The 26774-nt window shown below is 59.6% G+C and carries 27 protein-coding genes and 1 tRNA gene; 15 read left to right on the top strand and 13 right to left on the bottom strand.

Annotated elements, in window-relative coordinates; all coding sequences use genetic code 11:
- Positions 1-155: 155 nt before the first annotated feature.
- The 7 genes from tgt to BN1241_RS07070 all read right to left on the bottom strand — a co-directional run bounded on the left by tgt (position 156) and on the right by BN1241_RS07070 (position 6791).
- On the bottom strand, positions 156-1385 hold the full coding sequence (gene tgt / locus BN1241_RS07100; protein ID WP_054952958.1) for a tRNA guanosine(34) transglycosylase Tgt: 1230 nt from the start codon (positions 1383-1385) through the stop codon (positions 156-158).
- Positions 1382-2059 carry a queuosine precursor transporter gene (locus BN1241_RS07095; RefSeq protein ID WP_054952957.1) on the bottom strand — a complete coding sequence of 226 codons (678 nt, stop codon included), beginning with the start codon at positions 2057-2059 and terminating at the stop codon, positions 1382-1384. The genes tgt and BN1241_RS07095 overlap by 4 nt, the downstream gene beginning before the upstream one ends.
- A 134-nt stretch (positions 2060-2193) precedes the next feature.
- Positions 2194-2523 (bottom strand): winged helix-turn-helix transcriptional regulator, encoded by a 330-nt coding sequence (locus tag BN1241_RS07090; protein WP_054952956.1) that lies wholly within the window; start codon positions 2521-2523, stop codon positions 2194-2196.
- Positions 2524-2676: 153 nt separating this feature from the next.
- A complete protein-coding gene (locus BN1241_RS07085) occupies positions 2677-3216 on the bottom strand; it encodes a PepSY domain-containing protein (protein ID WP_054952955.1) in 540 nt (179 codons plus the stop codon).
- A gap of 73 nt (positions 3217-3289) precedes the next feature.
- Entirely contained in the window at positions 3290-4165 is an 876-nt protein-coding gene (locus tag BN1241_RS07080) for a MaoC/PaaZ C-terminal domain-containing protein (protein ID WP_054952954.1), read from the bottom strand.
- A complete protein-coding gene (locus tag BN1241_RS07075; protein WP_054952953.1) occupies positions 4165-5502 on the bottom strand; it encodes a 3-oxoacyl-ACP reductase in 1338 nt (445 codons plus the stop codon). Before BN1241_RS07075 ends, BN1241_RS07080 begins: the two co-directional genes overlap by 1 nt.
- A gap of 11 nt (positions 5503-5513) precedes the next feature.
- On the bottom strand, positions 5514-6791 hold the full coding sequence (locus BN1241_RS07070; RefSeq protein ID WP_222704417.1) for an acetyl-CoA C-acetyltransferase: 1278 nt from the start codon (positions 6789-6791) through the stop codon (positions 5514-5516).
- 67 nt (positions 6792-6858) lie between these two features.
- On the opposite strand from BN1241_RS07070, the gene BN1241_RS07065 reads away from it, so the two are divergent.
- From BN1241_RS07065 to BN1241_RS13285, 4 genes are all read left to right on the top strand, one after another.
- On the top strand, positions 6859-7467 hold the full coding sequence (locus BN1241_RS07065; RefSeq protein WP_187117611.1) for a TetR/AcrR family transcriptional regulator: 609 nt from the start codon (positions 6859-6861) through the stop codon (positions 7465-7467).
- Positions 7433-9607 carry an acyl-CoA dehydrogenase family protein gene (locus tag BN1241_RS07060; RefSeq protein ID WP_082418255.1) on the top strand — a complete coding sequence of 725 codons (2175 nt, stop codon included), beginning with the start codon at positions 7433-7435 and terminating at the stop codon, positions 9605-9607. Before BN1241_RS07065 ends, BN1241_RS07060 begins: the two co-directional genes overlap by 35 nt.
- 179 nt (positions 9608-9786) lie before the next feature.
- On the top strand, positions 9787-10680 hold the full coding sequence (locus tag BN1241_RS07055) for a hypothetical protein (RefSeq protein WP_054952951.1): 894 nt from the start codon (positions 9787-9789) through the stop codon (positions 10678-10680).
- Positions 10637-10780, top strand: a complete 144-nt coding sequence (locus BN1241_RS13285) for a hypothetical protein (protein ID WP_154665179.1) — start codon at positions 10637-10639, stop codon at positions 10778-10780. The genes BN1241_RS07055 and BN1241_RS13285 overlap by 44 nt, the downstream gene beginning before the upstream one ends.
- Positions 10781-10822: 42 nt before the next feature.
- On the opposite strand, the gene BN1241_RS07050 is transcribed toward BN1241_RS13285, so the two are convergent.
- The gene (locus BN1241_RS07050; RefSeq protein ID WP_054952950.1) at positions 10823-12136 is read right to left on the bottom strand and encodes a hypothetical protein; all 1314 of its coding nucleotides are present in this window, start codon (positions 12134-12136) and stop codon (positions 10823-10825) included.
- Between the two features lie 325 nt (positions 12137-12461).
- On the opposite strand from BN1241_RS07050, the gene BN1241_RS07045 reads away from it, so the two are divergent.
- From BN1241_RS07045 to BN1241_RS07030, 4 genes are all read left to right on the top strand, one after another.
- Complete coding sequence (locus BN1241_RS07045) at positions 12462-12848, top strand: RNA-binding S4 domain-containing protein (RefSeq protein ID WP_054952949.1); 387 nt, start codon at positions 12462-12464, stop codon at positions 12846-12848.
- A gap of 246 nt (positions 12849-13094) precedes the next feature.
- Complete coding sequence (nadE, locus tag BN1241_RS07040) at positions 13095-13919, top strand: ammonia-dependent NAD(+) synthetase (protein ID WP_054952948.1); 825 nt, start codon at positions 13095-13097, stop codon at positions 13917-13919.
- A 115-nt stretch (positions 13920-14034) separates the two neighbouring features.
- Positions 14035-15252: a Tm-1-like ATP-binding domain-containing protein gene (locus BN1241_RS07035; protein WP_054952947.1), complete on the top strand. Its 1218-nt coding sequence runs from the start codon at positions 14035-14037 to the stop codon at positions 15250-15252.
- A 2-nt stretch (positions 15253-15254) separates the two neighbouring features.
- Positions 15255-16085 (top strand): phosphoenolpyruvate hydrolase family protein, encoded by an 831-nt coding sequence (locus BN1241_RS07030; RefSeq protein ID WP_054952946.1) that lies wholly within the window; start codon positions 15255-15257, stop codon positions 16083-16085.
- A 93-nt stretch (positions 16086-16178) separates the two neighbouring features.
- On the opposite strand, the gene BN1241_RS07025 is transcribed toward BN1241_RS07030, so the two are convergent.
- Complete coding sequence (locus tag BN1241_RS07025; RefSeq protein ID WP_054952945.1) at positions 16179-16796, bottom strand: riboflavin synthase; 618 nt, start codon at positions 16794-16796, stop codon at positions 16179-16181.
- Between the two features lie 239 nt (positions 16797-17035).
- Positions 17036-17119 (bottom strand) — tRNA-Leu (locus BN1241_RS07020).
- 262 nt (positions 17120-17381) lie between these two features.
- Here BN1241_RS07020 and BN1241_RS07015 point away from each other — a divergent pair.
- From BN1241_RS07015 to pknB, 6 genes are read left to right on the top strand one after another with little or no spacing between them, the layout of a single operon-like run.
- A complete protein-coding gene (locus BN1241_RS07015) occupies positions 17382-18122 on the top strand; it encodes an FhaA domain-containing protein (RefSeq protein WP_315968843.1) in 741 nt (246 codons plus the stop codon).
- Entirely contained in the window at positions 18119-18616 is a 498-nt protein-coding gene (locus BN1241_RS07010; RefSeq protein ID WP_054952943.1) for an FHA domain-containing protein FhaB/FipA, read from the top strand. Before BN1241_RS07015 ends, BN1241_RS07010 begins: the two co-directional genes overlap by 4 nt.
- Before the next feature lie 6 nt (positions 18617-18622).
- Complete coding sequence (locus BN1241_RS07005) at positions 18623-19963, top strand: Stp1/IreP family PP2C-type Ser/Thr phosphatase (protein ID WP_077138319.1); 1341 nt, start codon at positions 18623-18625, stop codon at positions 19961-19963.
- Positions 19963-21432: an FtsW/RodA/SpoVE family cell cycle protein gene (locus tag BN1241_RS07000; RefSeq protein WP_054952942.1), complete on the top strand. Its 1470-nt coding sequence runs from the start codon at positions 19963-19965 to the stop codon at positions 21430-21432. Before BN1241_RS07005 ends, BN1241_RS07000 begins: the two co-directional genes overlap by 1 nt.
- Positions 21429-22886, top strand: a complete 1458-nt coding sequence (locus BN1241_RS06995; protein WP_054952941.1) for a peptidoglycan D,D-transpeptidase FtsI family protein — start codon at positions 21429-21431, stop codon at positions 22884-22886. The genes BN1241_RS07000 and BN1241_RS06995 overlap by 4 nt, the downstream gene beginning before the upstream one ends.
- 19 nt (positions 22887-22905) lie before the next feature.
- Entirely contained in the window at positions 22906-24792 is a 1887-nt protein-coding gene (pknB, locus tag BN1241_RS06990) for a Stk1 family PASTA domain-containing Ser/Thr kinase (protein ID WP_054952940.1), read from the top strand.
- Between the two features lie 124 nt (positions 24793-24916).
- Here pknB and BN1241_RS06985 read toward each other — a convergent pair whose 3' ends face one another.
- The 3 genes from BN1241_RS06985 to BN1241_RS06980 are packed head-to-tail and all read right to left on the bottom strand — an operon-like array spanning position 24917 to position 26438.
- Complete coding sequence (locus tag BN1241_RS06985) at positions 24917-25552, bottom strand: anthranilate synthase component II (RefSeq protein WP_054952939.1); 636 nt, start codon at positions 25550-25552, stop codon at positions 24917-24919.
- Complete coding sequence (locus BN1241_RS12985; RefSeq protein ID WP_187117610.1) at positions 25552-25707, bottom strand: hypothetical protein; 156 nt, start codon at positions 25705-25707, stop codon at positions 25552-25554. Before BN1241_RS12985 ends, BN1241_RS06985 begins: the two co-directional genes overlap by 1 nt.
- On the bottom strand, positions 25707-26438 hold the full coding sequence (locus tag BN1241_RS06980; protein ID WP_054952938.1) for a class E sortase: 732 nt from the start codon (positions 26436-26438) through the stop codon (positions 25707-25709). The genes BN1241_RS12985 and BN1241_RS06980 overlap by 1 nt, the downstream gene beginning before the upstream one ends.
- Positions 26439-26503: 65 nt before the next feature.
- On the opposite strand from BN1241_RS06980, the gene BN1241_RS06975 reads away from it, so the two are divergent.
- Positions 26504-26773 carry a cell division protein CrgA gene (locus BN1241_RS06975; RefSeq protein WP_054952937.1) on the top strand — a complete coding sequence of 90 codons (270 nt, stop codon included), beginning with the start codon at positions 26504-26506 and terminating at the stop codon, positions 26771-26773.
- Position 26774 lies beyond the last annotated feature (1 nt).

Here is a 26774-nt window from a genome sequence, read left to right as displayed (position 1 = left end):
AGTGGCGGCGCAACTGTGCGCAGTCGCTCCCGTGCACTCACTTCCCCCGCAACAGTTGCTTCAGATAGTACTATCTGGCGGGTTTAAGGTTGCGAGCACTTGGTGCAAGGTGGGATTTGAACCCACCTTGCAGAGGGCCGGTTGGCCAGTGGGGATTATTTCTTTGCGTAGAACCGACCGAGGGTCTCCTTCTTCAGTTCGTGGAAGGTGCCGTCGTTGATGGAGTTTCTAATGGAGTCGACGAGCTGGACCGTGTAGTACTCGTTGTGGATGGTAGCGAGGGTGGAGGAGATCATTTCCTTCGCCTTGAAGGTGTGGTGAAGGTAGGCCTTCGTGTAGTGCGTGCACGTATAGCATTCGCATCCTTCCACCAGCGGGCTGAAGTCGCGGCGGAACTCCGACCTCGTGACATTGAACCGCCCATCGGGCGAGTAGATCGCAGCGTTGCGGGCAACCCTGGAGGGGTTGACGCAGTCGAAGGTGTCGGCACCTGCCTCAACGGCAGCAAATAGGTCATCGGGCTCGGAGATACCAAGGAGGTGGCGTGCCTTGTTTTCGGGGAGTTCTTCGCTCACCCAGCCAACGATGGTTCCGAGGTTTTCTTTTTCGAGTGCCCCACCGATACCGAAACCGTCGAAGGATTGACCACCGACTTCCATGGCACCCAAGTCCCTGGCTGCTTTCCTGCGCAGATCCTCGTACTGTGCGCCTTGAATGACTCCGAAGAGCTGCTGGTAGGGGCGGTGGGTGCGAGATTCGGTCAGTTCCTTGTGGGCAATGAGGCAGCGCTCCGCCCACAGCCGAGTCCGTTCGAGGGCTTCTTCCTGGTAGGGGCGGGTGTTGAGCAAGGTCGTGAGCTCATCGAAAGCGAAGATGATGTCGGCCCCAAGCTCGTGCTGGATCCGCATCGACACTTCCGAGGTGAACCGATGCTTGGTGCCATCGAGGTGGGAGCGGAAGGTCACCCCATCGTCATCAATGTGGGCGCGGCGGATCTTGTTTTCCGCCACTTCCAAGTCACTCCCATCCCGCCCCTTCTTTCCGGTGCCAGCAAACTGTTCCGACAGCACCTTCTTGTATCCGGTGCCGAGGCTCATGACCTGGAAGCCACCAGAGTCGGTGAAAGTCGGGCCGGGCCAGTTCATGAACTTTCCAAGCCCACCCCCTTCATCCACCACATCCGAACCGGGTTGAAGGAAGAGATGGTAGGCGTTGGCAAGCACGGCCTGGGCACCCACGTCCCGAATCGACTCGGGCAGGGTGGCTTTCACCGTGGCCTTGGTGCCGACGGGGACGAACGCGGGGGTGTGAATGTCCCCGTGGGGTGTGTGAATGGTGCCGGTGCGGCCGAGACCATCCAGCCTGGTTCCAACGGTGAAGCTCACGCGCGCTCCTCAAGTTCTGCATATTCCGGTTCGTTGTTCTTCACCCAGGACACTACTCGATACGTGACCGGCAGAAGCAGGAACTCAACCGCCACCTTGTACACGTAGCCGACCACCATGAGGTTGAAGATGGTGGAGAACGGCATGACACCCGACCAGGCGACCAGGCAAAAAATGATCGTGTCCGCGGCCTCACCGACAATGGTGGAGCCAAGCAGCCGGACCCACAGATTACCTTCCCCGTAGCGTTCCTTCATCTTCACCAGGATCCAGGAGTTGATGAGTTGGCCGACCACGTAGCCAGAGACGGAGGCGAGGACGATGCGGGGGACGAACCCGAGAACAGCCTCAAAGGCCGCCTGGTTCTCGTAGTCCGCTGCCGGTGGGGCGATCTGCACGATATAGAAGACGGCGGATGCCATGATCGACATGACTAGGCCGAGGAGAATGGCTTTGCGTGCCGCCCTGAACCCGTACACCTCCGAGAGGACGTCGCCGATGATGTAGGTGAGAGGGAAAAGGATTGCACCGCCATCGAACACCAGGGTGCCACCGAACAGGTTGAGCTCGATGAGCTTGGTGGCACCGATGTTGGACAGGAGCAGGAAAGACACGAACAGGACAGCAAACGTGTCGTAGTGGCCGCGGCGTAGCGGAACAAAGCGGGCAGACATACAAACCTCACGAGCATATGACGAACACAATGGGGGTTGATTCGGTGCTGCCACCACCGCAATCGACGCTTGAGCGCCCGAATGGATCGCTCCATTCAGCCAGCAGTCTAGCGAATGTTTGAACCCGGGCCGAGCTAGTCGAGGTGTTTTTTCGCCCACTCCCTCATGACATCGATCGACCCGGCCAACATTTCGCCCGATTCGGTGAGCGAATAGAGGATGTTGCCTCCCTGGTCCTCACGGTCGACAACGCCGATCTCCATCAGCTCCTTGAGACGGGAGGATAGGACGCGCTTGGAGATGCTGAGGGTGTTGACGAGTTCGGTGAAGTGCGCGGGCCGCTGCCGCAAAACATCCACGATCAGACCCATCCACCGTTTTCCGAGTTCCCGGTACGCCCGGTCCACGGCCGGGCACAGGACGAGCTCCTGCTGCGAACGATCGGGATCTGTCACTTCCTCCATGGGACCAGAATATTGTCACGAAATGGGGATAAATTAGGACGAACGGCATGCCTAACGTTCGAACGAGAAAAGAACTCGAAAGAACTCGGACAGGACACCACGAATCCGGGTGAACACAGGTGAATAATCGTCGAACTGGCCCGAGATTGTGGGTTACTCCGGGTCCTCGTCATCTTCGAGAACTTCACTGCCGAGCAGTTCGGCGCTGAGAGCATCCACGTAGAGCGTGCTCATGCCGTTCTCGTTCTCGATCCGCACGACGTAGACCGCTTTTCCGTCCCGGGGGCTAATCGTTGCCTCATCGACGCGGCCCGGGTTTGCCACAGCAGCCGCATCGATCGCGTCCGCCAAGGTCACCACCTGGGGCTTTGTCTGCTCATCGACCGACTCATCGTGATCGGCAATCTTGTTGGTTATGACACCGGAGCCGACGAGGGTGACCTCATACACTTCATCCTCGGTCACGACAGTGACAACGTAAGAATTCAGTCGCATCATGACCGCTACGGCGCGACCGTCAACGATTCGTTCGGCCTGCTCGATCCGCTCGAAGATTTCCTTGTTTGTTGGGCCGGTGTCGACGATGACGGGGCCTTCGGTCGATGGTGACGATGAGTTGTTAGGCACGTACGGCTCGTCCGTGGCCGCACAGCTGGCCAGCAGCAACACTGCCAGCCCAATCCCCAGTCTCATCACGTCACCATCTAACCAGATTCTTCGCATTCTCGGTCAAGAATTGACGAGGTTACGGTAAAGTTCTCGCCGTTTATTGGGTTTGAACATAACCGTTGAAGTGCCTGCGGGCAGGTTTGTCACCTTTCGCCGCGCGCCACCCCTCGTACGACACCTCAGCCCCCTCGTGTTCGGTCCTGAACTGGACCGTGCCGGGCAGGGAGACGGGGGCTTCGAACTCGACGAACCAGTCGCGCGGACCATCGTTCCCCACACCGGTGGCCGAATAGGCTCGAGATGCTGAGTACATGCCGTGCACGATAGGTCTGTCGAAGCCGAAGGGTTTGGCCGAGACCTTGCTCAGGTGAATCGGGTTACCATCCCCGGAAACCTGGGCATACTTCCGTCCCGCATCCCCTCCCAGATTCCAGACCGAGGTCGGGATGCCGGGAACGAAGTCGGCCCGTTCGGGACGTTCTGGACGCTTACCGGCAAAGTCACTTCCTCGCACGAGGTAGCCCGACCTGTCGACCAGGACCTCCTCACCATCTGCGCTTATTCGCACGACACAGTCGATGAGGGCGCCGGCGTAGTGAGGGCGTGCGTTTTCGACGCTCGCGACCATGACCAGCTCCTCGCCATCGCCAATGCCGCGGGTTTGCGTCACCTGGTTGGTGATGTGCAGCATCCCGAGCAGTGGGAGGGGGAAGTCCTTCCGCACCAGGAGAGACATGGTGAGGGGGAAGCCGATTGCGTGAATGTAGCCGGGGTGAACGTGGGGCGTGACCGTATCCCCCATGAGGTGCACGAACTGGGCATGGCGTGCCCGATCGATTGTGGTCGTGACGACAGCCTCCACGCCCGGCAGTTCGCGTGCGACACCTCGGCCGGTTTTCATGCGGGCCGCTTGGAGGGCGGCCGCGGAGAATGTTTGACCGAAGCTTGGCAGGGAATCGAGTTCGATACGCATTAGCGACCCACGAGATTCTGTCCGCACACGCGCAGGGTCTGACCCACGTAGCCACCCGCCGGCAGTCCGCACAGGAACGACACCGTCTCGGCAACGTCAAGGGGCAGGCCGCCCTGCTTGAGAGAGTTGGAGCGACGGAAGATTTCCCGCTGGACGGGCGGGATCTTGCCGGTCATTTCCGTCTCGATAAAGCCGGGGGCGACAGCGTTGGCGGTGCCACCGCGCTCGGCAAGGATGGGCCCGAGGGCCGCCACCATGCCCATGACTGCGGACTTCGAGTAGGCGTAGTTCGCCTGGCCAGCATTCCCCGCCACCCCGGAGGTGGAGGCGAGGGAAACGAGCCGGAAATCATCGCCAATCTTGTCGGATTCCAGCAGGATGTCGTTGATGCGGAGCTGGGCCGCGATATTGACATCCACGACGACATCCCAACGATCGTCACTCATGTTGACGAAGTACTTGTCTCGGGTGATACCGGCATTGTGCACGATTCCGTCGAGGACCAGATTGCGCTTGTCCAGCTCATCAACGATCCGCTCCCCGGCGTTCTCGGTTGTGATGTCCATCTGCACCGGGATGGCACCGATCTCGTTCGCGAGGTCCGCGAGCGCACTGCCGGATCCCGGCACATCCAGGATCAGCACCTTTGCGCCATCTCGGGTGAGGGTGGCGGCAATGGCGGCACCGATCCCGCGGGCGGCTCCGGTCACGAGGATCGTTTTGCACGCCAGAGGCTGTTCCCACAGGGTTGGGAGTCCCCCACCGTCCGCGGAGACGCGCAGGGTCTGCCCGGTGATGAAGGCGGACTTGGCGCTGAGGAAGAAGCGGAGGGCACCAATGACCGAAGATGCGGTGACCTCAATGTCGTCGTCGATCAGAATGCCGTTCGCGGTCGTGCCCTTGCGGGCTTCCTTCGCCAGGGTGCGGATAAACCCTTCGACTCCACTGCGGGCAGCGTTGATGGCGGGATCCTCGGAGGTGACGGAGCGGGAGAGCGTGACGACACGGCCCCCGGTCTTCATCTTCTTGAACGCCGCCGGCAGCTGTCGAATGATGGGGCCGATGTCCGTCGGGTTCTCAATCTCGTCAAGAACGACAACGATGGTGCCGATCTTGTCGAGTTCGTCTCCGTGGCGCCGCACGTCACCATCCCAGTCCACGAGCTGGCTCGCGATCTTCTCCGTTCCGCCGCTCGTACCGAGCACGAGGACGGGGCCGAGGATCGGCTGGGGACGGTCCGTGTAGCGAGGTAGATCCGTCGGTTGGGGCAGTCCGGTCTTCCCGGCAATGAACTTGCCGGGACCGGAGCGTACGAATGTGGTGTAGTCGATTTTCATGCCGATGCCTTTCAGGCCGCTGATTCGAGGAGGGCGACGGTGCCCTGTCCGCCGGCTGCACAGATCGAGATGAGTCCGAGCTTGCCGGGGCCGGCTTCGTACAGCATCTTCGAGAGTTGGGCGACGATGCGGCCACCGGTCGCCGCGAAGGGGTGCCCGGCTGAGAGGGAGGAGCCGTACACGTTGAGCTTGGCAGGGTCGACGGTTCCGAAGGCACCGTCGAGGCCGAGTTCGTTGCGTCCGAACTCTTCGTCTTCCCAGGCCTTGAGGATCATGACGACGGTTGCCGCGAAGGCTTCGTGGATTTCCACGAAGTCCATGTCGTCCAGGCCGAGCCCGTGACGCTGCAGCATTTCAGGGGCAGCGTAGGCGGGAGCGGACAGGAGGTCGGCTCCGTTGACGAAGTCGACGGAACGGGTGTGGATGTCACGGATGTAGGCAAGCGGCTTGTGTCCATGCTCCTTCGCCCATTCTTCAGAGGCGATGAGAACGGTGGAGGCACCGTCCGAGAGCGGGGTGGAGTTGCCCGCGGTCATGGTTCCCTCAGGCCCACCAAAGACGGGCTTGAGGGAGGCGAGCTTCTCGCGGGTGGAGACTCGGAGGTTTTCGTCCCGGTCCAGACCCTGGTAGCCCGTCATCAGATCATCAAAGAAGCCCTTTTCATAGGCCGCCATGAGGTTCTTGTGGGAGTTGTAGGCGATCTCGTCCTGCTCTTCGCGGGTGATCCCCCATCGTTCAGTCGAGAGTGCCTGGTGTTGTCCCATGTTGAGTCCGGTGCGCACTTCGGCCGCCGAGGGCGCAGAAGGCTTGAGGTGCCCGGGTCGCAGTGCCGAGAGGATCTTGAGGCGGTCCTTGGCGGTCTTGGCGGTGTTGAGGCGGTGGAGGAGCTGGCGCAGGTCGCCACTGACCTCGATGGGGGCATCGGAGGTGGAGTCGACGCCGCCACCGATGCCGACCTCGATCTGTCCGAGGGCGATCTTGTTGGCGACGAGGCTGATGCCGTCGAGGCCGGTCGCGCATGCCCGCTGAATATCGATTGCGGGGGTGCGGGAGTCGAGTGCGGACCCGAGGACGGATTCGCGGGTGAGGTTGAAGTCTTTCGCATGCTTCAGAACCGCTCCGGCTGCCACGTCACCCAGCAGTTCACCCTGGAGTGAGAACCGTGCCACGAGGCCATCGAGGGCCGCGGTCAGCATGTCCTGGTTGCTGACGTTCTTGTATGCCTTGCCTGCTCGGGCGAAGGGAATTCTGTTCCCACCCAGCACCGCAACATTGCGGGGATATTTCACGAGTTCTCCGATCGTTGAATAAATTCCAAGGTATGCAATACCGAGAGTATCTGATACCGTCAGTTTTGTGAACCCTATTACGTCGACCGATAGGCGATCAACACGCTGGGCACACCACCGCGAACAGCGACGTGCCGAGCTGATCGATGTTGCACGCAAACTCATTCACACGGATGGTCCCGATGTGACCATGGCGGCGATTGCGTCTGCGAGCGGCACCTCGAAGTCGATCGTTTACCGATACTTTCAGGATAAAGACGACCTGAAGAGTGCGCTAGGCGAGTCCATTCTTTCCCGCATGAAGCACCGCCTCGAGGACGGTGTGCGCACCGGCTCCACCCCTGCCGAATCGATCTCGACCATGGTCGGCATGTATGTCGACGCGGCCGCGAGCTCCGTCAATGTCTACAACTTCATTACCCAACCGTCCGAGGGACTCAACAGGTTCCTGGACGACTGCGCCACCATCATCTCCTCCGCCATGGAGGACGTGATTCCCGACGCCTTGCGCGATGCGTGGGCGGCAGGGGCAACCGGCTTCGTCAACGCCACGTTCACGTGGTGGATGGAGTCCGACAAGACCATGCCCAAGAACGAACTAAAACAGCTGATTACCCAATCACTTCTCACGGGAGTTATCAATGACGACAACGCTACCCCCCATACCCTCGGGTGAGACCTCTGATGATGCCGCGAACGCGGCTAACGCTACCGGCCCGATAGCTGCCGACGGTGGTGGTGAACCAACCGAATCCCACCTCTACGTCGCCGACGAATCGGGCATTGACGTCCCCGCGCTCACACGGGTCCTCGATGGCAGGTGGGCTGATATGCGCGCCTGGGGCCGCGAGATCGGAGGCGACCCGGCCTTCGCCCGCCCCCTCGACATTTCGATGGCCGATCATCGGGAACTCACCCTCGATCGACTGAAGGAGCTCGCGAAACGTAACTGGTCAGCGCAGATGCTGCCCGAGCACCTGGGTGGCACGAACAACCCGGGCGGGAACATCGCGGCCTTTGAGGAGCTGGTCGCAGCAGACCCCTCGCTCCAGATCAAAGCCGGAGTCCAGTTCGGACTCTTCGCCTCCGCCATCCTCCACCTCGGCACCGCCGAGCATCACCGCAGGTGGCTGGGAGACACGATGAGCGTGGATCTTCCCGGCGCGTTTGCCATGACCGAGATCGGGCACGGCTCCGACGTCTCAGCCGTCGGTACGACGGCCACATATGACGAAGAGACCGAAGAGTTCGTGATCCACACCCCGTTCCGTGCCGCAACGAAAGAGTTCCTTGGCAATGCCGCACTGCATGGGGAAGCGGCCGTTGTGTTCGCTCAACTCATCACCAAGGGGGTCAACCACGGTGTCCACTGCTTCTTTGTGCCGATCCGGAAGGATGGTGAACTCCTCCCCGGCATCAGCTCCGAAGACGATGGCGAAAAGGGTGGACTCAACGGTATCGATAACGGCAGGCTCGCCTTCAACAAGGTCCGGATTCCGCGCACCAACCTGCTCAACCGCTACGGGGACGTTGCTGCCGACGGTACGTACAGTTCCGACATTGCCTCCCCCGGCCGCCGCTTCTTCACGATGCTGACAACCCTCGTCCAGGGACGTGTCTCCCTTGCTGGTGCGGGCGTGACCGCGGCTGAACTTGCCCTCGGGATTGCCATTACCTACGGCACTCAGCGGCGCCAGTTCGCTGACTTTACCGCAATCAACGAGGTCGTTCTCCTCGACTACCAGTTGCACCAGAAGCGGCTCTTCCCCCTGCTTGCTCGCACCTACGCATCCGCATTCGCCCAAGAAGACCTCCTTGGGGCCTTCCACGAAGTGTTCAGCGGGGAAGGGGACACGGAAGAGAACCGCATCGACCTGGAAACCATGGCCGCGGCTCTCAAGCCGTCCGCTACCTGGCTTGCTCTCGACACGATCCAGGCCTGCCGAGAAGCTTGCGGCGGCGCGGGATACATGGCGGAGAACCGTCTCGTTGGCCTACATCAGGACATAGACGTGTACACGACCTTCGAGGGTGACAACCACGTACTCCTTCAGCTCGTCGGCAAGCGCCTTCTTGGAGAATACGCGAAGTCGATGAAGAGCATGGATACGGGTGACGTCACGAAGTTCATTGCGTCCCGTGCCGAAACCATTTCGGCTCGTCACACCCCGTGGCGCAGGCTCCTCCAGTCGGCCTCCGACCTCGGGTCCGTCCGCCGCACGGCAGCCTCACTGCGGGACCCCGCCCTGCAGGTCGAACTCATCTCCGCTCGGGCCGAGACCCTCGTCGAAGAACTGAGCCTTGCGCTACGCCAAGCCAATTCCATGTCGAAACAGGACGCTACGGCCCTCGTGAACTCCCATCAGGCCGAGCTGATCGACACCGCGAAGGCCCACGTTGACCTCATTCTTCTCACCGCATTCAACAACGGGCTCACCAAAGTCGAGGACGACGAAACCCGCGCAGTTCTCGTTCGGCTCCGGGATCTGTTTGCGCTCACCACGATCGAGAAGAACCTTGCCTGGTACCTCATGAACGGGCAACTCTCCCTCGGCCGTGCCCGTACGCTCAACGACTACATTGCCCGCCTCCTAACCAAGATCCGGCCCCATGCCCTCGACCTGGTTGCAGCATTCGGCTACAACCAGGATCACTGGCGCGCACCCATCTCCTCCGGCATCGAACGTATACGCCAGGAGGAGGCGGCCGAGTACTACCGGCATCTGCGGGCCTCGAACGATGGGCCGATCGACGAGAAAATCCTGCACCGCAGGCAGAGAGAGCAGCGCAACGCAGAATCCAAGTCCGCGGGCTAGTTCAAGCCATCACCGGGACTCACTTTAGTACTTGCTGTTTCGAGTTTCGTGAGCCAATGGGGCGGGGAGGTGTCGGACCTGACGGTCTTCATGGCATCTCCCCGCACTCAATCACGCCACTTCACGGCCACATCGTTTCTCACCATCTACGATCGAGGTAGCCAACCGAAGGATTGTCCATGAGCAATTTCATCTTTATCTCCCCCGACTTCCCCAACATCAACATCAACCTGTGTGAAAACCTCTCAGCGAGCGGGCTCCAGGTTCTGGGGATTGGGGATGCTGACTTTGATGGATTGGATCACCGCCTCAAGGAGTCACTGACCGAGTACTACCGGGTGGGGAGCCTCGAGAACGAGGATGAGGTCTATCGGGCGGTTGCCTTCCTGGCATTCAAGTACGGCAAGCCAGACCGGCTCGATTCGAACAACTCGTACTGGCTCAGCCAGGATGCTCAGCTCCGGCTGAACTTCAACATTCCCGGAATCAACTGGGGCGCATCGGACGCTGACTGCCTGGAGATCGTCAAGGAGGCGGGCCTGCCCGTGGGAGAGCCTGCCGGCGAGATCTTCTCCTGGGATGCGTTCATCGGCAACGATCGCGACGTCCTATTCGAGGGCGTGACGCAGTGGCCGAGCCAGTCCGCAACGGAATATACGTACCGCACCGTCACTCCCATCCCGCCCCTGCTCCGGAAGCTGGGGAAGGCAGCCACAGAATCATTGCGAGCACGACTCACCTTTCTCCACATTCCAGGTCGCTTTCCCACCGGGAGCAACCCCCAGGATCATCCGTGTATCCCGCTCAGCACCTCCCGCTTTCACTTTGGATATGCACAACTTCGCGCAAGAACGCAGCGCCTACCAGGTGTATGCTTCCGAGTTTGCCTCCCTCGACCCACTCCTGGCCCCACCGGTCCCCAAGCCCGCCTCCACCACCAGGATCGCGGTCTATGCGTCCCGGCAGGACCAGGCCACCTACGAATGTTCGTCACACGAGCTGGAGTCAAAGTGGGGCGGGAAGTTGCGCATGGCGGAACCGAACCCCGGTCAATACCGGCAGGGCATGGGTGACACCTTCTTTGTTGCCGTGGTTGACAGCAACGACGAGGCAGACGAGTTCGTCTCCGACGTCACCACGCGACAGGTCGAAACGGCAGCATCCGGTTCGTAGCCAAGTTACCACTCCAAAGGATTGGAGCCCTTGCTTAACCGGTCAGAACGGGTAGCTTGACGGGGTTGTTCCGAAGGCCGGTCGCGTTGCAAGAACGCAGTCATTCCACGTGAAGTCCTGCAATCCCTGCATCATCTCCAGCACCTCCACTTGTGCCTCGGGAGTGACCGGGTCGGGGACGACCGCGAGCGCAGCCGGGAGATTTGCTGCCCCGTTGGGCTTCACCTGCTGGACTGCTGCCAGGTAGTCAATGTTCGCGAGCGGCCCGGTCGCGTTTCGCCCCCGCCACAGTCCGCGCACCGTCCAGGCCTCCTCGCCATCAAACTCCCCCGCAAGATCCGGCACCCACGAGGGCCGCGGGAAAGCTGTCACCATGGGGACGTGATCGTCGTGCCCGACGCCGACCATGGCCATCCGGTCAGCATCCAGTGCAATGAGCCTCGCCCAGGCGCTTCCTTGACGGATCAGGAGGCCGGATTCGTCGAAGTGGGCGGCCCGGTCAGCTACGGGAACGGCCCGCGCGGCTTCGGACATGGCGGCGATGGCCCAGCCCCACACGAAAGCGGTGTTCTTGCGCGTCAGTTCCCGCTCGAGCGCGGGGGCACGCGGCGGGATGTCGATAACGCCCGGCACTTCAGAGAGCGGTTTCGGCTGTCCGGGTAGGTACGTGAACCAGAGACGTTCCACGAACCTCACGACCTGCGTGATCCTTGATGCTTCAAGAGGGAGGAGGTGGACGTGGGCGGAGAGAGATCTGAGAGAAGCGGCAAGGCGCTGCTTATTGGCGACGACCGCGGGGCTAACAAATGCGTTCCAGGCCGCGTGCGACAGCGTAGTGAGATTCGCACCATCGAGCACATCGGGCTCGTCGTTGGGGAGCAGGGTTTGAAAATGATGGCGGGTACCAACGTCCGAGAGCGCCGGAATGATCAGGTGTCGAACATCGTCGCTCATCCACGGCCGGTCAAAATCAACCCGGGGAAGGATACCTCTCTCCCCCAGGCTCTCCCTCTCTGCAGACACGTCCCAGTCCCCTGGCCTGCCCCACGCAATGAGTGCCGGGCTATCGTCCAGGCACACCAGTTCCCGAACCCAGCCGGGGGCCCCGTCAAGGTGTAGGTCCACATCGGTGTCGGACTCTCCCGCAACCATCAGCCATTCCGGATCCCCCACGGACTGAGGTACGCGGTCGAGGGTAAATGGCCGGTCAGGGAAAGCAACCCCGTTGCTTAGCGCGTTTCCGCCGAACAGTTGATGGACCGCATGCATGATGCCGAGCCGCGCAACGAGCGCACGAAAGTCGTCAACAACAAGCTGGTTGACGGGTACGCGTTCGCCACGGTCGGCAAGAGTCATGCCTCCACTGTCAACGATCGATATGAACGCGAGGTTACCGGTGGCTATCGATTGCCCCATCTTCTCAAGAACGGATATTTACGCTGATCACCACGCCTATCCCTGTCGTGAACCGGCCCGTCAGTTAGCCACTTTATCCGATCAGAGATTCCTGATTGCGTGACAGCAGGAGCCGGAATATCCGCGCGGAAGCTCCGTACGGAAGCCAAGGTTACCAAACACTCGTTTCACCACCATCCTGCCCATGCTCCCACCCCTATACCCCTCGACCCCCATGACCCCCAGCCTCTCCAAGCCGAGCGATCGCTACTACTAGACTTCCCTCATGGATAGCGTTCGGGTTGACGTGTGGTTGTGGGCGGTGCGGCAATTAAAGACACGCACACTTGCCACCACCGCGGCCAAGGCCGGCCACGTCCGGGTCAATGGTGAGACCGCCAAGCCCAGCCAAAAGGTCAAGGTTGGGGATGAGGTGCGGCTGCGAATCGAAGGTCAGGACCGCATTCTCGAAGTGACGAAGCTGATTCTCAAGCGTACGAGCGCTCCCCTTGCCCAGGAGTGCTACATCAATCACACTCCCGAACGACCGAAGGTTTACCTCCCACCCCTCTTCCATCGAGACAGGGGTGCGGGCCGCCCCACGAAGAAGGAACGCAGGGAGATGGACCGGTTGCGAGGCATGGATGCCAACTGGGGCAGGTACGAAGACTAGTCTCCACAGAATCCTTTGCACGCCGGTCACATATTCACAGCGCCCTCGCCCTTTACCTGGAAAAAGACATTGATGTAATTTACTTATCCACAGGTTATCCACAAGTTGCTTCCACCACCTTCCGCGAAATGTCCACAATTCCAGAAGGATCTCCACAGAATACCGCCAGTTATCCACAGTTGTATGAATAGTGTGTGCATATCCTTGAAGCCGTGCGGAGAAACCCCTGTGCGGTAAACTCGCGACATGGGTGACATGCAGGAAAAGATCATTGCCGAGCTCGGGGTCAAGCCCTCAATTAATACGGCAGATGAGATCAAATCTCGGGTGCAGTTCATGGTCGACTACCTGAACGCCACCGGCACCAAAGGATTCGCTCTCGGGATCTCAGGCGGCGTGGATTCCACTCTTGGCGGCAGACTCGCCCAACTCGCCGTGGAACGGGTGAGGAGTGCGGGTGGTCAGGCCGAGTTCACCGCGGTACGCCTCCCCCACCATGTTCAGGCCGATGAGCACGATGCTCAGGTTGCTCTCGACTTTATTCGTCCCGATCACGTCCTCACCATCAATATCGGCGCCGCCGTTGATGCCTTTGAGAAGGAATACGATCTCGCCGCCCCCAACCGCATCAGCGACTTCAACAAGGGCAACGTGAAGGCGCGCATGCGCATGATTGCACAGTACGCGGTGGCGGGAGATGACGGTTTGCTTGTTGTCGGCTCCGACCATGCAGCCGAAGCAATCACGGGCTTCTACACGAAGTTCGGCGACGGAGGTGCGGACCTCATGCCCCTGGCAGGACTCAACAAGCGTCAAGTGCGTTCTCTCGTCCAGGAACTCGGTGGTGCCGAATTCCTGTGGCAGAAGGTTCCGACCGCGGACCTGCTCGACGACCAGCCTCAGCGCACCGATGAGGACGAACTCGGACTCAAATACGACGACATCGATGATTACCTCGAAGGCAAGGAAGTACCGGCCGAGGTAGCGGCAGTCATTGAACGCTACTTCTTGCGTTCCCGCCACAAGAGAACAACTCCCGTCACCCCGCAAGACACCTGGTGGAGGGCATAGAGTTCTCGTCCCACCGGCCACCGGGAGTTCTCTAGGACAACCTGCCCTAGAACGGGTTGCCAACCTTGTGTAACGTGCGTCATAAACCAGTTTTTCAACGACGAAAGCAGAACTGATGGCAACGATAGCAATCGTGGGAACCTTCGATACGAAGGGGCTGGAACTTGAATATTGTCGGCAACTCTTCGAGAAAGCCAACATTTCGACGATCACAATCCATTCAGGAACATTCCCAACTGATTACCCGGTCGACATTCAGAACACGGAAGTTGCCGTGGCGGGTGGGGGTGACATGACTGCGCTTGAGAAGGAGAAAGACCGAGGGCGGGCCATGGCCACCCTTGCGCAGGGAATCAAGTCCATCGTTACCTCACTTCATGAGCGCGGTGAAATTGATGCGGTGTTCTCTCTCGGCGGCTCTGGGGGCACTGCTCTTGCCACGGCTGGCATGAGAGCCCTTCCCGTTGGTTTTCCCAAGGTCATGGTCTCGACCATGGCTGGCGGATCAGTCGCAGAATATGTGGGAACCTCCGACATCATCATGTTCCCCTCAATCGTTGACGTTCAGGGCCTGAACTCGATTCTCAAGGATGTCCTGCAAAACGCTGTCTATGCGACGGTCGGGATGCTTGGGGCACCCGTTCATGAGGACGATGACGAACGGCCCCACATCGCCGCCACCATGTTTGGTGTCACCACCCCCTGCATCACCGAAGCCCAGAAATACCTGGAAGAACGTGGTTACGACGTTGTTGTTTTCCATGCCACCGGGGCCGGCGGTAAGTCAATGGAGAGACTGATCGACGACGGCTATTTCGTTGGCGTCCTCGACCTAACAACGACGGAGTGGTGCGATGAGCTGTTTGGTGGGGTTCTTGCCGCAGGCCCACATCGCAGCGAAGCCGCGATCCGCAATCAAATTCCCCAGGTTGTTTCCGTTGGGGCCATGGACATGGTGAACTTTGGAAGCCCCGAGACCGTCCCGGAGAAGTATGCGGACCGCACTTTCTATCCTCACAATCAACAGGTCACACTCATGCGAACCACTCCGGCCGAGAATGAGCAGCTCGGAGCAAAGCTAGCTGAGAAACTGAATCAAGCAACTATCCCGATCGAACTCTTGCTACCTGTGCGGGGCGTATCTGCAATCGACGTTAAGGGAGGCCCCTTCTACGACCCGGAAGCCGATCAGGCTCTCTTCACCTCCCTGCGAAAGCACGTAACGAATGACCAAGTCACCATTTGCGAATTGGACACAGATATTAACAATCCAGAATTTGCCGCGAGCGCGGCACAATCCCTCATTGACCTCATCGAATCGAAAGGACATTGACGATGAACAACCAAACTCGGGAAGAAATTGTTGCCGGATTTAACGAGAAGGTCGCGAACAACGAGGTGCTCCTCGGTGTTGGTGCAGGCACCGGAATCACTGCCAAGAGCTCAGAGGCAGGCGGTGCGGATCTCCTCATCATCTACAACTCTGGCAGGTTCAGAATGGCGGGAAGGGGCTCCCTTTCGGGCCTCATGCCCTACGGCGATGCCAACGCCATCGTCGTTGATATGGGTTCCGAGGTTCTTCCCGTTGTTAAGAACACCCCGGTTCTTGCTGGCGTGTGCGGAACCGACCCGTTCCGTGTCATGCCGCGGTTCCTTGAACAGCTCAGGGCTCAAGGGTTCTCTGGTGTCCAGAACTTCCCCACCGTTGGTCTCATCGACGGTATTTTCCGCCAGAACCTTGAAGAGACCGGAATGGGGTACGCACTCGAGGTCGACATGATTAAGGAAGCCCACAAGCTGGGCATGCTCACCTGCCCCTACGTGTTCACTCCGGACGATGCTCGAGCAATGGCAGAGGCCGGAGCGGACATCCTTGTCGCGCACATGGGACTCACAACAAAGGGCACTATCGGAGCGCAGACAGCCCTGACTCTTGATGATTGCGTCGACCGGATTCGGGACATCATCGCAGCAGGACGCGAAGTTAACCCCGATATCCTTGTCATCTGCCACGGCGGACCCATCGCCGAACCAGATGATGCGGCCTACGTGATCAAGGCCCTGCCTGATCTTGCAGGATTCTTCGGGGCTTCCTCGATTGAACGCTTCGCGGCCGAACGAGGAATCAAGGCACAGACCGAAAACTTCAAGGCAATTACCCGCTAAAAACTGACCCACAGGGTTGAGGTGGTGGGATGCAGAAAATATGCATCCCGCCACCTCGATGTATTGTCTTTCAACAGGGCACATACCCCGTGATTAGCGAGAGCGATTACCCGCACTGCCCGTCTCAAGCAGCCGCGCCATGTATCTCGCGAGCACATCGACTTCAAGATTGACCAAATCGCCCTCGGATAGGTCACAGAGAGTTGTCGATTCAAGAGTGGCTGGAATGAGAGATACCGAGAACGATTCACGGGTCACTTTCGTGACTGTGAGAGAAACCCCGGACACCGCGATTGACCCCTTCTCGGCAACAAGAGGGGAAAGGCTTAGCGGAAGCTGGAAAGTGAGGTCCTGCCACCTGCCACCATCGGTGCGTGCCAGTAGTTTTCCAACACCATCGACGTGACCCTGAACGAAGTGGCCACCGAGTCGGGCGTCCGCACGCAATGCTCGCTCCAGGTTCACTGTCGATCCGGGCACAAGTACACCAACGGTTGTGCGGGACAGTGTCTCGGGCACGGCTTCGACCACGAAAGTGCCTTCACCTGGAAGATCCACGACAGTGAGACAGACGCCGTTGACCGCAATGGAATCCCCAAGTCCAGCATCCGAAGCGACGAGCGGTCCCTCAATGCGGAGCCTCGTCTCGCCACCGCCCTGCGGGGAAACTTCTCTTACCGTGCCAACTTCTTCGACCAGTCCTGTAAACATTCCTATCCAATTCATTCACAAACCCATGAAGAACATTCGCCTATTTTGCTTACTATCCGGGTTTGTCTACAAACCTAGGCCACCACAAGGCCCTGGGACTGCGCCGTGGGTCCCGGTCGGTCTGTGGCAGTGACACAGCCTTGACCATTCACTTGTCGTTCCGACGGGGCGGGCTACCGCATGGTCGGATATGTGAGAACGGCGGCCTATCTTTTGTTGATAGACCGCCGTTTGTACGGTGCGCAAGGGGGGAGTTGAACCCCCACGCCCTCTCGGGCACACGGACCTGAACCGTGCGCGTCTGCCTATTCCGCCACTTGCGCGATGCTGTTACCAGCTTTGTTAGCTTACCTTGCGGTCCTCATTGTCTCCAACTGCACAAATTGTGAGAACGCCAACTGCTGAAGCTTCTGATCGCCTGGGCGTGTCCATCCATTCGCGCGAGTTGTTGGGATTTTTCACTATGGCGGTGCAGGTCTGGGACTTATCGGGCCTGTTCACGCGCTTATTGTCATCACGAAACTCCCCAGGAAACTCCCCGCCACCATCTCTACAATGCAAAAACCTACTAGTCTGGATGTAATTGTGGGTACTGGCCTGCCGTTGCGGAAGGGAGATGGTCGAATGGGAGCCTTCGGTAAGTTCGAACGCGGGATTGAAAACGTCGTGAATTCCGTTTTCAGTCGAGCCTTCAAGTCCGAAATCAAGCCCGTCGAGATCGCTTCGGCCGTGAATAGGGCGATGGACGAGGGCGCTGCGGTCTATTCGCGTGCCCGCACAATCTCACCGAACGAGTTCACGATTTCGCTATCTCCCGATGATTTCGCCAAGCTGGAGAACTGGGGCAGGGCGGCGATTGAGGAAGAGCTCATCGACCACGCCATTAAATACGCGACATCACAGGGATACACTTTTCTGGGCCCACTTCGGATGTCGTTTGAGTCGGGCGTTGAGCAGGGTGTTGGTACCACCCGTGTCTCCACCCAAACCGTACGAGGAGCTGTTGCACCCGTGACTAATTCCGTTCCATCTCCCGCCAATCCCATCATTGATGTTCAGGGTCAGCGCTACCTATTGACCGGCCCGGTCACGATCATTGGTCGCGGATCCGAGTCCGACATTGTCGTGGACGATACCGGAGTTTCTCGCCACCACCTCGAGTTGCGTGTCACGCCTCGTGGCGTGATCGCCACCGATCTCGGTTCAACAAACGGTAGCTTCGTCGAGGGCCATCGCATCAGTGCGGCAACCTTGGTGGATGGGAACACGATCACGATCGGCCGGACCCGGATCATGTTCTGGACCAGTCCGGAGAGCTACGCATGAGCGAGCTCGTTCTCACGATCCTGCACATCGGGTTCCTTGTCCTCCTCTGGGTTTTTGTCTTCGCGGTGATCGCGACCCTCAGGCGGGACATCTACGGTGTTCGGGTACGGAAGCGTGGACAGAAGCCGCAAGCCGTTGCTCCCGTGAATTATTCGCGCCAGCAGGCACGCCCCAAAAAGCAGGCAGCAAAACCGGCGCGTGACGTCCCGTCGAAGATCATCGTGACGGACGGTCCCCTCGTGGGAACCACGATCCCCCTAGGCAATGCCTCGATCATCGTCGGCCGTTCCCCCGACTCAGCCCTGGTGCTAAACGACTCGTATTCGTCGGCACGGCATGCTCGCTTTTTCCAGTCAGAAGGGCACTGGTATGTGGAAGATCTCCAGTCCACGAACGGCACGTTTGTTCACGGCCAACGCATCGACCATCCGATTCCCGTGAAGGCAGGCGATTCCATCACCATCGGTCAAACAACCTTCACTTTGCAACGGTAGGCGCTCATGTCAGTTCAACTTCGCTTCGCTGCTCGTTCCGATGTTGGTGCGGTCCGCAAGAATAATCAGGATGCTGGGTATGCTGGGCCCCACCTTTTGGTGTTGGCGGACGGCATGGGTGGCGCCGCGGGCGGCGACACGGCTTCCTCGGTGACGGTGAGTCGCCTCTCCGAGCTCGATGATGTTCACGGTGCCGAGGATCTGCTTCCCATGCTGCGAGAGGCCGTGACGGAAGCGCACGATGAGCTGGTGGCCATGGCAGAGGAGGACCGGTCCCTCAAGGGCATGGGAACCACCTGCATTGCCATCATGCGTTCCGGAAACAAACTCGCCATGGTCCACATCGGTGACTCCCGTGCATACCAGTTGAGGGGCGATTCCCTCATCCAAGTCACAAAAGACCACACGCTCGTCCAATACCTGCTCGACCACGGTCAGATCACCGCTGAGGAGGCGGAGAACCATCCGAAGAAGAACGTAATCATGAGGGCCCTGGGTGACACCGAGGGCGAAGTTGAACTCGATGAGTCAATCCGGGAAGCTGTCGTCGGTGACCGCTGGCTGCTCTGCTCCGATGGCTTGTTTGGTGTTGTCTCGAATGAAACCATTGCCCACACGCTCTTGCATTACGCGAATCTGGAGAAGTGCGCCGACCGGTTGATCGAGCTCGCTCTCGCAGCCGGCGCTCCCGACAATGTCACCGTTGTCCTGTTTGACGTCATGGACGATCGGGAGCTCACGGCCTCGAATGCCCCCTCAACGATTCCCGTCGTTGTTGGTTCCGCCTCTGCCGAGTTCGAGAAGGAGGAGCGCGCCAAGGTTGTTCGCACCAGAGACGTTGCCGACCCGAATTGCTTAACTGACGATGACGAATCCACCAAGCGAAAGTGGCCCGCCCGGCTCGCCGTCATTGTTGGTGTTTTTGTGCTTCTTGCTGGCGGTCTTTTTGGTGGCTGGTATTGGACACAGTCCCAGTACTACGTCTACGCGGCCGATGGGAATGTCGGAATCTACCGGGGCATCCCTCAGGCTCTGGGGCCACTGGAGCTGTCGCACCTGGAAAAACGGACTTCGCTTCGCATTGAGGACTTGAACGATACTGCCCAGCGCAGGCTCGAACAGCCGGTCACTCATTCCTCACGAGAGGATGCTGAAGGCTTCGTCCAGGACCTGGAAGATGACTTCCTGCGAGACAAGATTGTCAAAAATGAAGAGCTGAAGGAGTCGGAAGACCCCCGCGAAACACCGAGCGAGTCTCCATCATCGAGCTCACCCGAACCCAGCGGTGACAGTTCAACCCCGCCCACGCGCGGTGACAGCGGTGGCCAACCGGAAGAGACCCCGTAATGGCTACCATCACGCATCTGGCAGCCAATCCCGGGAGGCTCCCGGAATTCTTCCTCACACTCATCTCCGCCATCATCGGAGTCGGGGGGTACGCTCTCGTCCACCTTGGTTCCGAGGGAGAACTACCCGGGAACATCGTGACGTTTGCTGCCGTGTTTGGTGCGATGGCTCTGGTCGCTCACCTCCTGATCCGGTGGGCTGCACCCTATGCGGATCCCGTGATCTTCCCAACCGCTCTCGCACTCAATGGCATTGGTATTGCCATGATTGAGCGCATTGATTTGTATACCGGGTCGAGCGAATCCGGTTCGCAAACAATTTTCATGCTCCTGGGAGTGGTTCTTGCAGTCCTCACACTCATCACGATCCGTGACCACCGGATGCTCAGGAGATTCACCTACACCTCGCTCATCATTGGTGCGATTCTGCTCCTACTACCCCTGATTCCTGGTCTTGGTCGAGAGATTTACGGGGCGCGGATCTGGATCAACATGGCTGGCTTCTCGTTCCAGCCTGCCGAGCTTGCCAAGATTTTCTTCGCGATCTTCTTCGCCGGATACCTGGTGGTCAACCGTGACAACCTGGCATTGGCAGGACCGAAGTTCCTGGGCCTGCAACTCCCCCAGCTGCGCCACTTCGCTCCGATCATGCTCGCCTGGGCGGTGTGCCTGGCCGTTCTCGTGTTCCAGAAAGACCTCGGCACCTCGATCCTGTTCTTCGGACTGTTCGTGTCCATGCTCTACGTTGCGACCGACCGCCTGTCGTGGATCATCATCGGTGGAATCTTGGCGCTCGGTGGCGGATTTGTTGTCCTCCAGTTCTTCCCCCACGTCGCGGCACGCTTCAACGTGTGGCTGAACGCCATGGATCCCGAGGTTTACAACGCCGCATTTGGTTCCTACCAGGTCGTGCAAGGGAACTTTGGGATGGCCTCAGGCGGCCTGTTTGGGTCCGGTCTTGGTCAGGGCTATCCGGGTATCGTCCCCCAGGCAAACTCCGACTTCATCATCGCCTCCCTCGGTGAAGAGCTGGGTATGGCGGGTGTCTTCGCGATACTTGCCCTCTATCTCGTCATCGTCGTTCGCGGTCTCCGCTCCGCGGCCTACGTGCGGGATGGTTTTGGCAAACTACTCGCCTCCGGCCTGTCCTTCGTGATTGCCCTCCAGGTTTTCGTTGTCGTTGGTGGCGTCACCCGCCTCATTCCTCTCACGGGCCTCACCCTGCCCCTCGTGGCTCTTGGCGGGTCCTCCCTGCTCTGCAACTGGATCGTCATCGGCCTGCTCCTGCGGATCTCGAACGGGGCACGTAGCCCCATGCGCGGCACGGGTGAACCGCTGCCACCCGCCTGGGAAGAGTCAGAAATCGAATACGAAGACGATGCTGAAATCGAAGCGGACAATGACGACTCTGAGGATCGTCAAGAAACGGATGCTGATCGTGCCGAAACGGAGGCGATGAGACTGCCATGAACCAACCCATCCGCCGCATCGCGACCCTCACCTGCCTCATGTTCCTTGCGCTCCTCATCTCCGTGACCATGGTCCAGTTTGTGCGGGCGCCCGAACTGGTTGCTGATGGCCGGAACTCCCGCACCATCTACGAGGAGTACGGCCGCGAGCGCGGCCCAATCATCGTTGCCGACCAGTCGATTGTGACGTCGGAACCGGTCGACAATCTCTATTCCTTCCAGCGCACCTACAATCAGGGTGAGCTCTACGCGCACGCAACCGGGTACTTCTCTGTCGCTTTTAACTCGATGACAGGGGTTGAGCGGGCCGAAAACGGAGTGCTCGGAGGTAGCGACCAGTCGCTTGCCCTGCAACGCATCAAGGACCTGATCACCGGCAATTCGCAGCGCGGTGGCGGTGTTGAACTGACGTTGGATCCGGAGATCCAGCAGGCGGCGGTCGACGCTCTTGCTGGCCAGAAGGGTGCCATTGTCGTCCTGGAGCCGGATACTGGCCGGATTCTCGCCATGGTGTCGGTACCCTCCTACGATCCAAACCTGCTTGCGACCCACGACTCAGCTGCCGCGCAGGAGAACTATGATGCCCTCGTTGCCGACCCGGATCAGCCGCTCCTCAACAGGGCGACCGGTGGTGAACTCTACACACCGGGCTCCGTCTACAAGGTTGTGACGGCAACGGCGATGCTGGAGAACGGTTATTCGATGGATGAGCGGATTGAGGCTCCCACCGAATACGTGCCCGCCGGCACAACCCACGCGATTCACAACCCGGGCGAGCTTGCCTGCGGTGACGGTTCGGGTGAGGCAACGCTGCTGGAATCCTTGCGCCAGTCCTGTAACACTCCCTTCGCTATTGCCTCGGTTGACTTGGGTGAGGATGTCATGAGGGAGCAGGCGGAGAAGTTTGGTTTCGGACAGGACCTCTCAATCCCCCTCACTGTTCGTCCCTCCCAGTTCCCCGACACCCAAGGTGAGGCAGAGCTGGCTCAGGTTGGTTTTGGTCAGTCTGAGCTCCGGACGAGCCCGCTGCAGATGGCGATGGTTGCGTCAGCGATTGCCAACGACGGTTCTCTCATGCAGCCCTATCTCGTGGAGCGCACCCTTACCTCGGATCTTGACGAAGTATCAACGACATCGCCGAAGGAGTTTTCGCGGGCCATGAGCGAAGATACGGCGGATGCTTTGACGGAAATGATGGTCGAGGTGGTCGCGAACGGAACCGGCTATCGCGCCCAAATTCAGGGCGTGGACGTGGGCGGGAAGACGGGTACCGCGGAAATATCGAGCACGATACCTCCGCATGCCTGGTTCATTGGTTTTGCTCCCGCAGATAATCCTGACGTAGCGATCGCCGTCATGGTGGAAAATGGTGGTAATCAAGGATTTGGTACGGACGGTGGCTCGCTTGCGGCCCCCATGGCACAGTCGGTCATGCTGACCGCATTGAACGACTAGTCGTTAGGAAAGGTTAATTATGGTGGACCAACTCCCCCGCATGCTTGCCGACCGTTATGAGGTTGGTAGGCTGATCGGGCGCGGCGGCATGGCACAGGTGTATATCGCCTACGACACCAGGCTGTCACGCACGGTTGCCATCAAGATCCTGCGCTCCGACATGGCAACGGACGACACTTTCCTGGCTCGCTTCCGGCGTGAAGCCCAGTCCTCAGCCGCCCTCAACCACCCCTCGATCGTGGCCGTCTACGACACGGGTGAGGAAGAGATCGAGACCGGCACCGGGAAGGTCAACCTGCCATTTATTGTCATGGAGTACGTCAACGGTCAAACGGTTCGCGACCTGCTGGCCGACGGGGACCCGATTCCGATCGATGAGGCCGCGCACGTCGCAGCCGGGGTCCTGTCCGCACTCGAATATTCGCACCGCGAAGGCATCATTCACCGCGACATCAAGCCCGGCAACATCATGTTGACCCAGGATGGCACGGTCAAGGTCATGGACTTCGGGATCGCTCGTGCCCTGGCTGATGCTCACTCGACCGTCACCCAAACCAACACCGTTGTTGGCACCGCCCAGTACCTGTCACCCGAGCAGGCCCGCGGTGAAGTGGTCGATACCCGCTCCGATCTCTATTCGGCCGGTTGCCTCCTGTACGAAATGTTGGTGGGCAAGCCTCCGTTCACGGGAGATTCCGCTGTTGCTGTCGCCTACCAGCACGTGTCCGAAGTACCTTTACCACCGTCTTCCATTACCGCCGACATCCCCGACTCGATCGACCGTGTCGTTCTCAAGTCGCTTGCGAAGAACCGTGATGATCGGTACCAGACTGCTGCCCAGTTCCGTTCGGATCTGCTGAATGCGGTCCGTGGTGGCGCCGTCACCGCTCCCGCGACAACCGCCTACGCGGTCCCCGCACCCATTCCCACACCGTTGCCCACGGCGGCCTACGCACCCGGTCAAGTGCCTTCCGCTGTGTCTGCTCATACGGGCAACTATCCGCCTTACGAAACGGGCCAGTTTCCCGCCCACCAGAAAAAGTCGAAGAATGGTTGGCTCTGGGGAATCATCATCCTCCTGCTGCTGGTCCTTGCCGGTTTCGGGCTCTACCAGGTACTCGGTAACAACGGTTCTGATGAGGGGCCAACACCGACAGTCACGATGGTTGACGTGCCAAATTTGGAGGGGTTGAACCAGTCAGAAGTGAGAGCGGCACTCGCCGAAGACAACCTGGAACTCATCATCGGTGATCCCGTTGAGTCGGACGAGGTTGACGAGGGACTGTTCGTCTCCTCCGATCCGCCCGTGGGCACCTCCGTGGAGGAAGGCAGCTCCGTCACCGTCTCCTTCTCCGCCGGAGTTGGCGAGGTAACGGTTCCCGATGTGACGGGCATGGATGCCGATGCTGCACGCCGCACGATCGAAGCCGAGGGACTCGTGTGGGGATCCCAGACAACGGAAGATAACCACCCGGACTTCGACGAGGGTGAAGTGATCTCGACCGATCCGACCGCCAACACATCCGTCCCCCGCGGCACCCCCGTCAACGTCAAGGTTTCATCCGGTCGCGTGTCCGTTCCGAACCTGGTCGGCATGAATGTCGACATTGCGACCGCGGAGCTCAACAACCTGAATTTGAGCTACCGGATCGAATTCGAAGAATCCGAAGAAACCCCCGACACTATTATCCGCCAGAACTACCCCGAAGGCGCATCGGTTGCGACGGGCGAACAGATTGTCATCACCGTCGCCGAAGAACCGGCCCCAACCGAGGACCCCACGACGGAGGAACCGACCGAGGATCCAACGGAGGAACCCACCGAGGACCCGACGGACGATCCGACACCGGACCCAACAGACACCCCACCGTCAAACGATCCCTCAACGGGACCACCAAACGAGTAGGCCGGCAGAGTTCTGAAGTGAATGGGTGAGGGTGGAGATCCGTGTGGATCTCCACCCTCACCCATTCACTCTGTGCAGTCCCAGCCGGTTCCCGCAACCCCAAAGAACCGGGCTCCTGCGGTTACTATCCGCGGTTGATGGGCGGGGCCAGTCCCTCCGAGCGTTCGACGGCTTCCCTATCCCCGGTGATGCTGAGCCAGTTGGCAAGCATCCGGTGTCCCCCATGCGTGAGGATCGATTCGGGATGGAACTGGACTCCCCACAGGGGCAGGTCTCGATGCTCCACGGCCATGATCACCTCGCCGTGGGCGGAGCGGACCGTGGCGGTCACATCCAGCACCTCGGGGTTCGTGCCGTCTTCAATGGCGAGGGAGTGGTAGCGGGTCACTTCGAGAGGGCTCGGCAAACTCTCGAACACGCCCTGGCTCTGGTGGAAGATCTGGGAGGTTTTTCCGTGCATGAGTTCCGGGGCGTGCGACACGGTGCCACCGTAAACCTCTGCCAGGGCCTGGTGGCCAAGACAGACACCGAGGAGCGCCTTGTTCGTGTCCGCACAGTAGCGGATCATGTCCATGGACACCCCTGCCTCGGCCGGAGTCCCCGGCCCGGGCGAGATAAGAACCCCGTCGTATTTGTCCGTTTCGGTCACCTCAACGGCATCGTTGCGCCGAATCGTTACCTGCGCACCGAGCTGCTGGAGGTAGTCGGCGATCGTGTAAACGAACGAGTCGTAGTTATCGACAATCAGAATTTTGCTCATTAGCCAACCGTGTTCTCAGAAATGGGGAGATGTTCGGCCGCCCAGGGAAACACCCAGCCGAAGAGGAGGACGATGATGGCGGCGAGAAGAATCAGGACTTGAATGACCTTGACCCAGGTGGATCCTGGGAGCCTGCGGAACAGTGCGGAATACATCAAAGCTCCTTCGGGGTGCCCTCGCTACGGGGCATCCAGTAGTCAAACTCTGCATAGGTAACCCAGCGTTCATTCGAAATAAACGGGGGATGGCAGGTCGTCAGTGTCAGATAGTAGTTATCGGCCTCAACACCTGGCTGACCGGGAACGGGAGCGATCACTTCGATGGCCGTGGGGGCAACCACCTCGTGGCCGGTCACCCGATAGACGTAGTAGGTTTCGGCCGTCTCTACGATCAGGGCATCGCCCTCAACGAGGTCGGGTTGCTGGCGGAGTGCCGCACCGTAGGATTGGCGGTGCCCCGCGAGAGCAAAGTTACCGAGCTCTCCGGGCAGCTGCGTGTTTTCGTAGTGGCCGAGGCTTCCCTTGTCGATCACCGAGGCCAGGTCAGTGCCTTCCGCGATACCCACCTCGTAGTCATCCCCGAAGGCGGGGATATGCATGATTCCCCAGATCTCATTGGTGTTGAGGGAGGCACGGATCGCATCGGCATCCACCGGGGGTGGATCGGTTCGGTATTCGGTACCTTCTGTCTCACCTTCGGGCTCGGGTATTTCCTGACGGAATTCGCTTACCAGCTTGGATTGCTCGCGGTTGGCGATGACATCGGTCCACCAGATTTGCCAGATGACGAAGAGAAGAATAATCAGGCCCGCGGTGATGAGGAGTTCTCCGACTACACCTAGTACCCTCGAGAGAGCAGACGGTTTGGTCTTCGCGTGTCGGCCCATCAACGCCCTCCTCATTTCCAAGCTAGTCCGGTTAAGATTATGCCATTACAAGGTAAGGAGCGACCATGCCCGAATCCAGGCGCCGCAAAGCTGCTGTGAAGAAGAAGCAGGCACAGCGTGAGGTGGACATCGACAAGAATCGTGAGCTTGCTGGTTCACCCAGGTGGTGGGCCCCCGTCATGGTCACCCTCATGGTCATCGGCCTCATCATTGTCGTGACCGCATACGTGACAAGCGGCCAGTACCCGATTCCGTTCGGTAACGGTAACTACAACCTGTTCCTCGGATTCGGCGTCATGCTCGTTGGTTTCCTCATGACTATGGGATGGAAGTAGT

Origin of the sequence: Flaviflexus massiliensis, assembly GCF_001375495.1 — a bacterium.
In the GTDB taxonomy this organism is placed as follows: Bacteria; Actinomycetota; Actinomycetes; order Actinomycetales; family Actinomycetaceae; genus Flaviflexus; species Flaviflexus massiliensis.
Note: the sequence above shows the minus strand (reverse complement) of the source record. Positions and strands in the feature narration are given on the sequence as shown.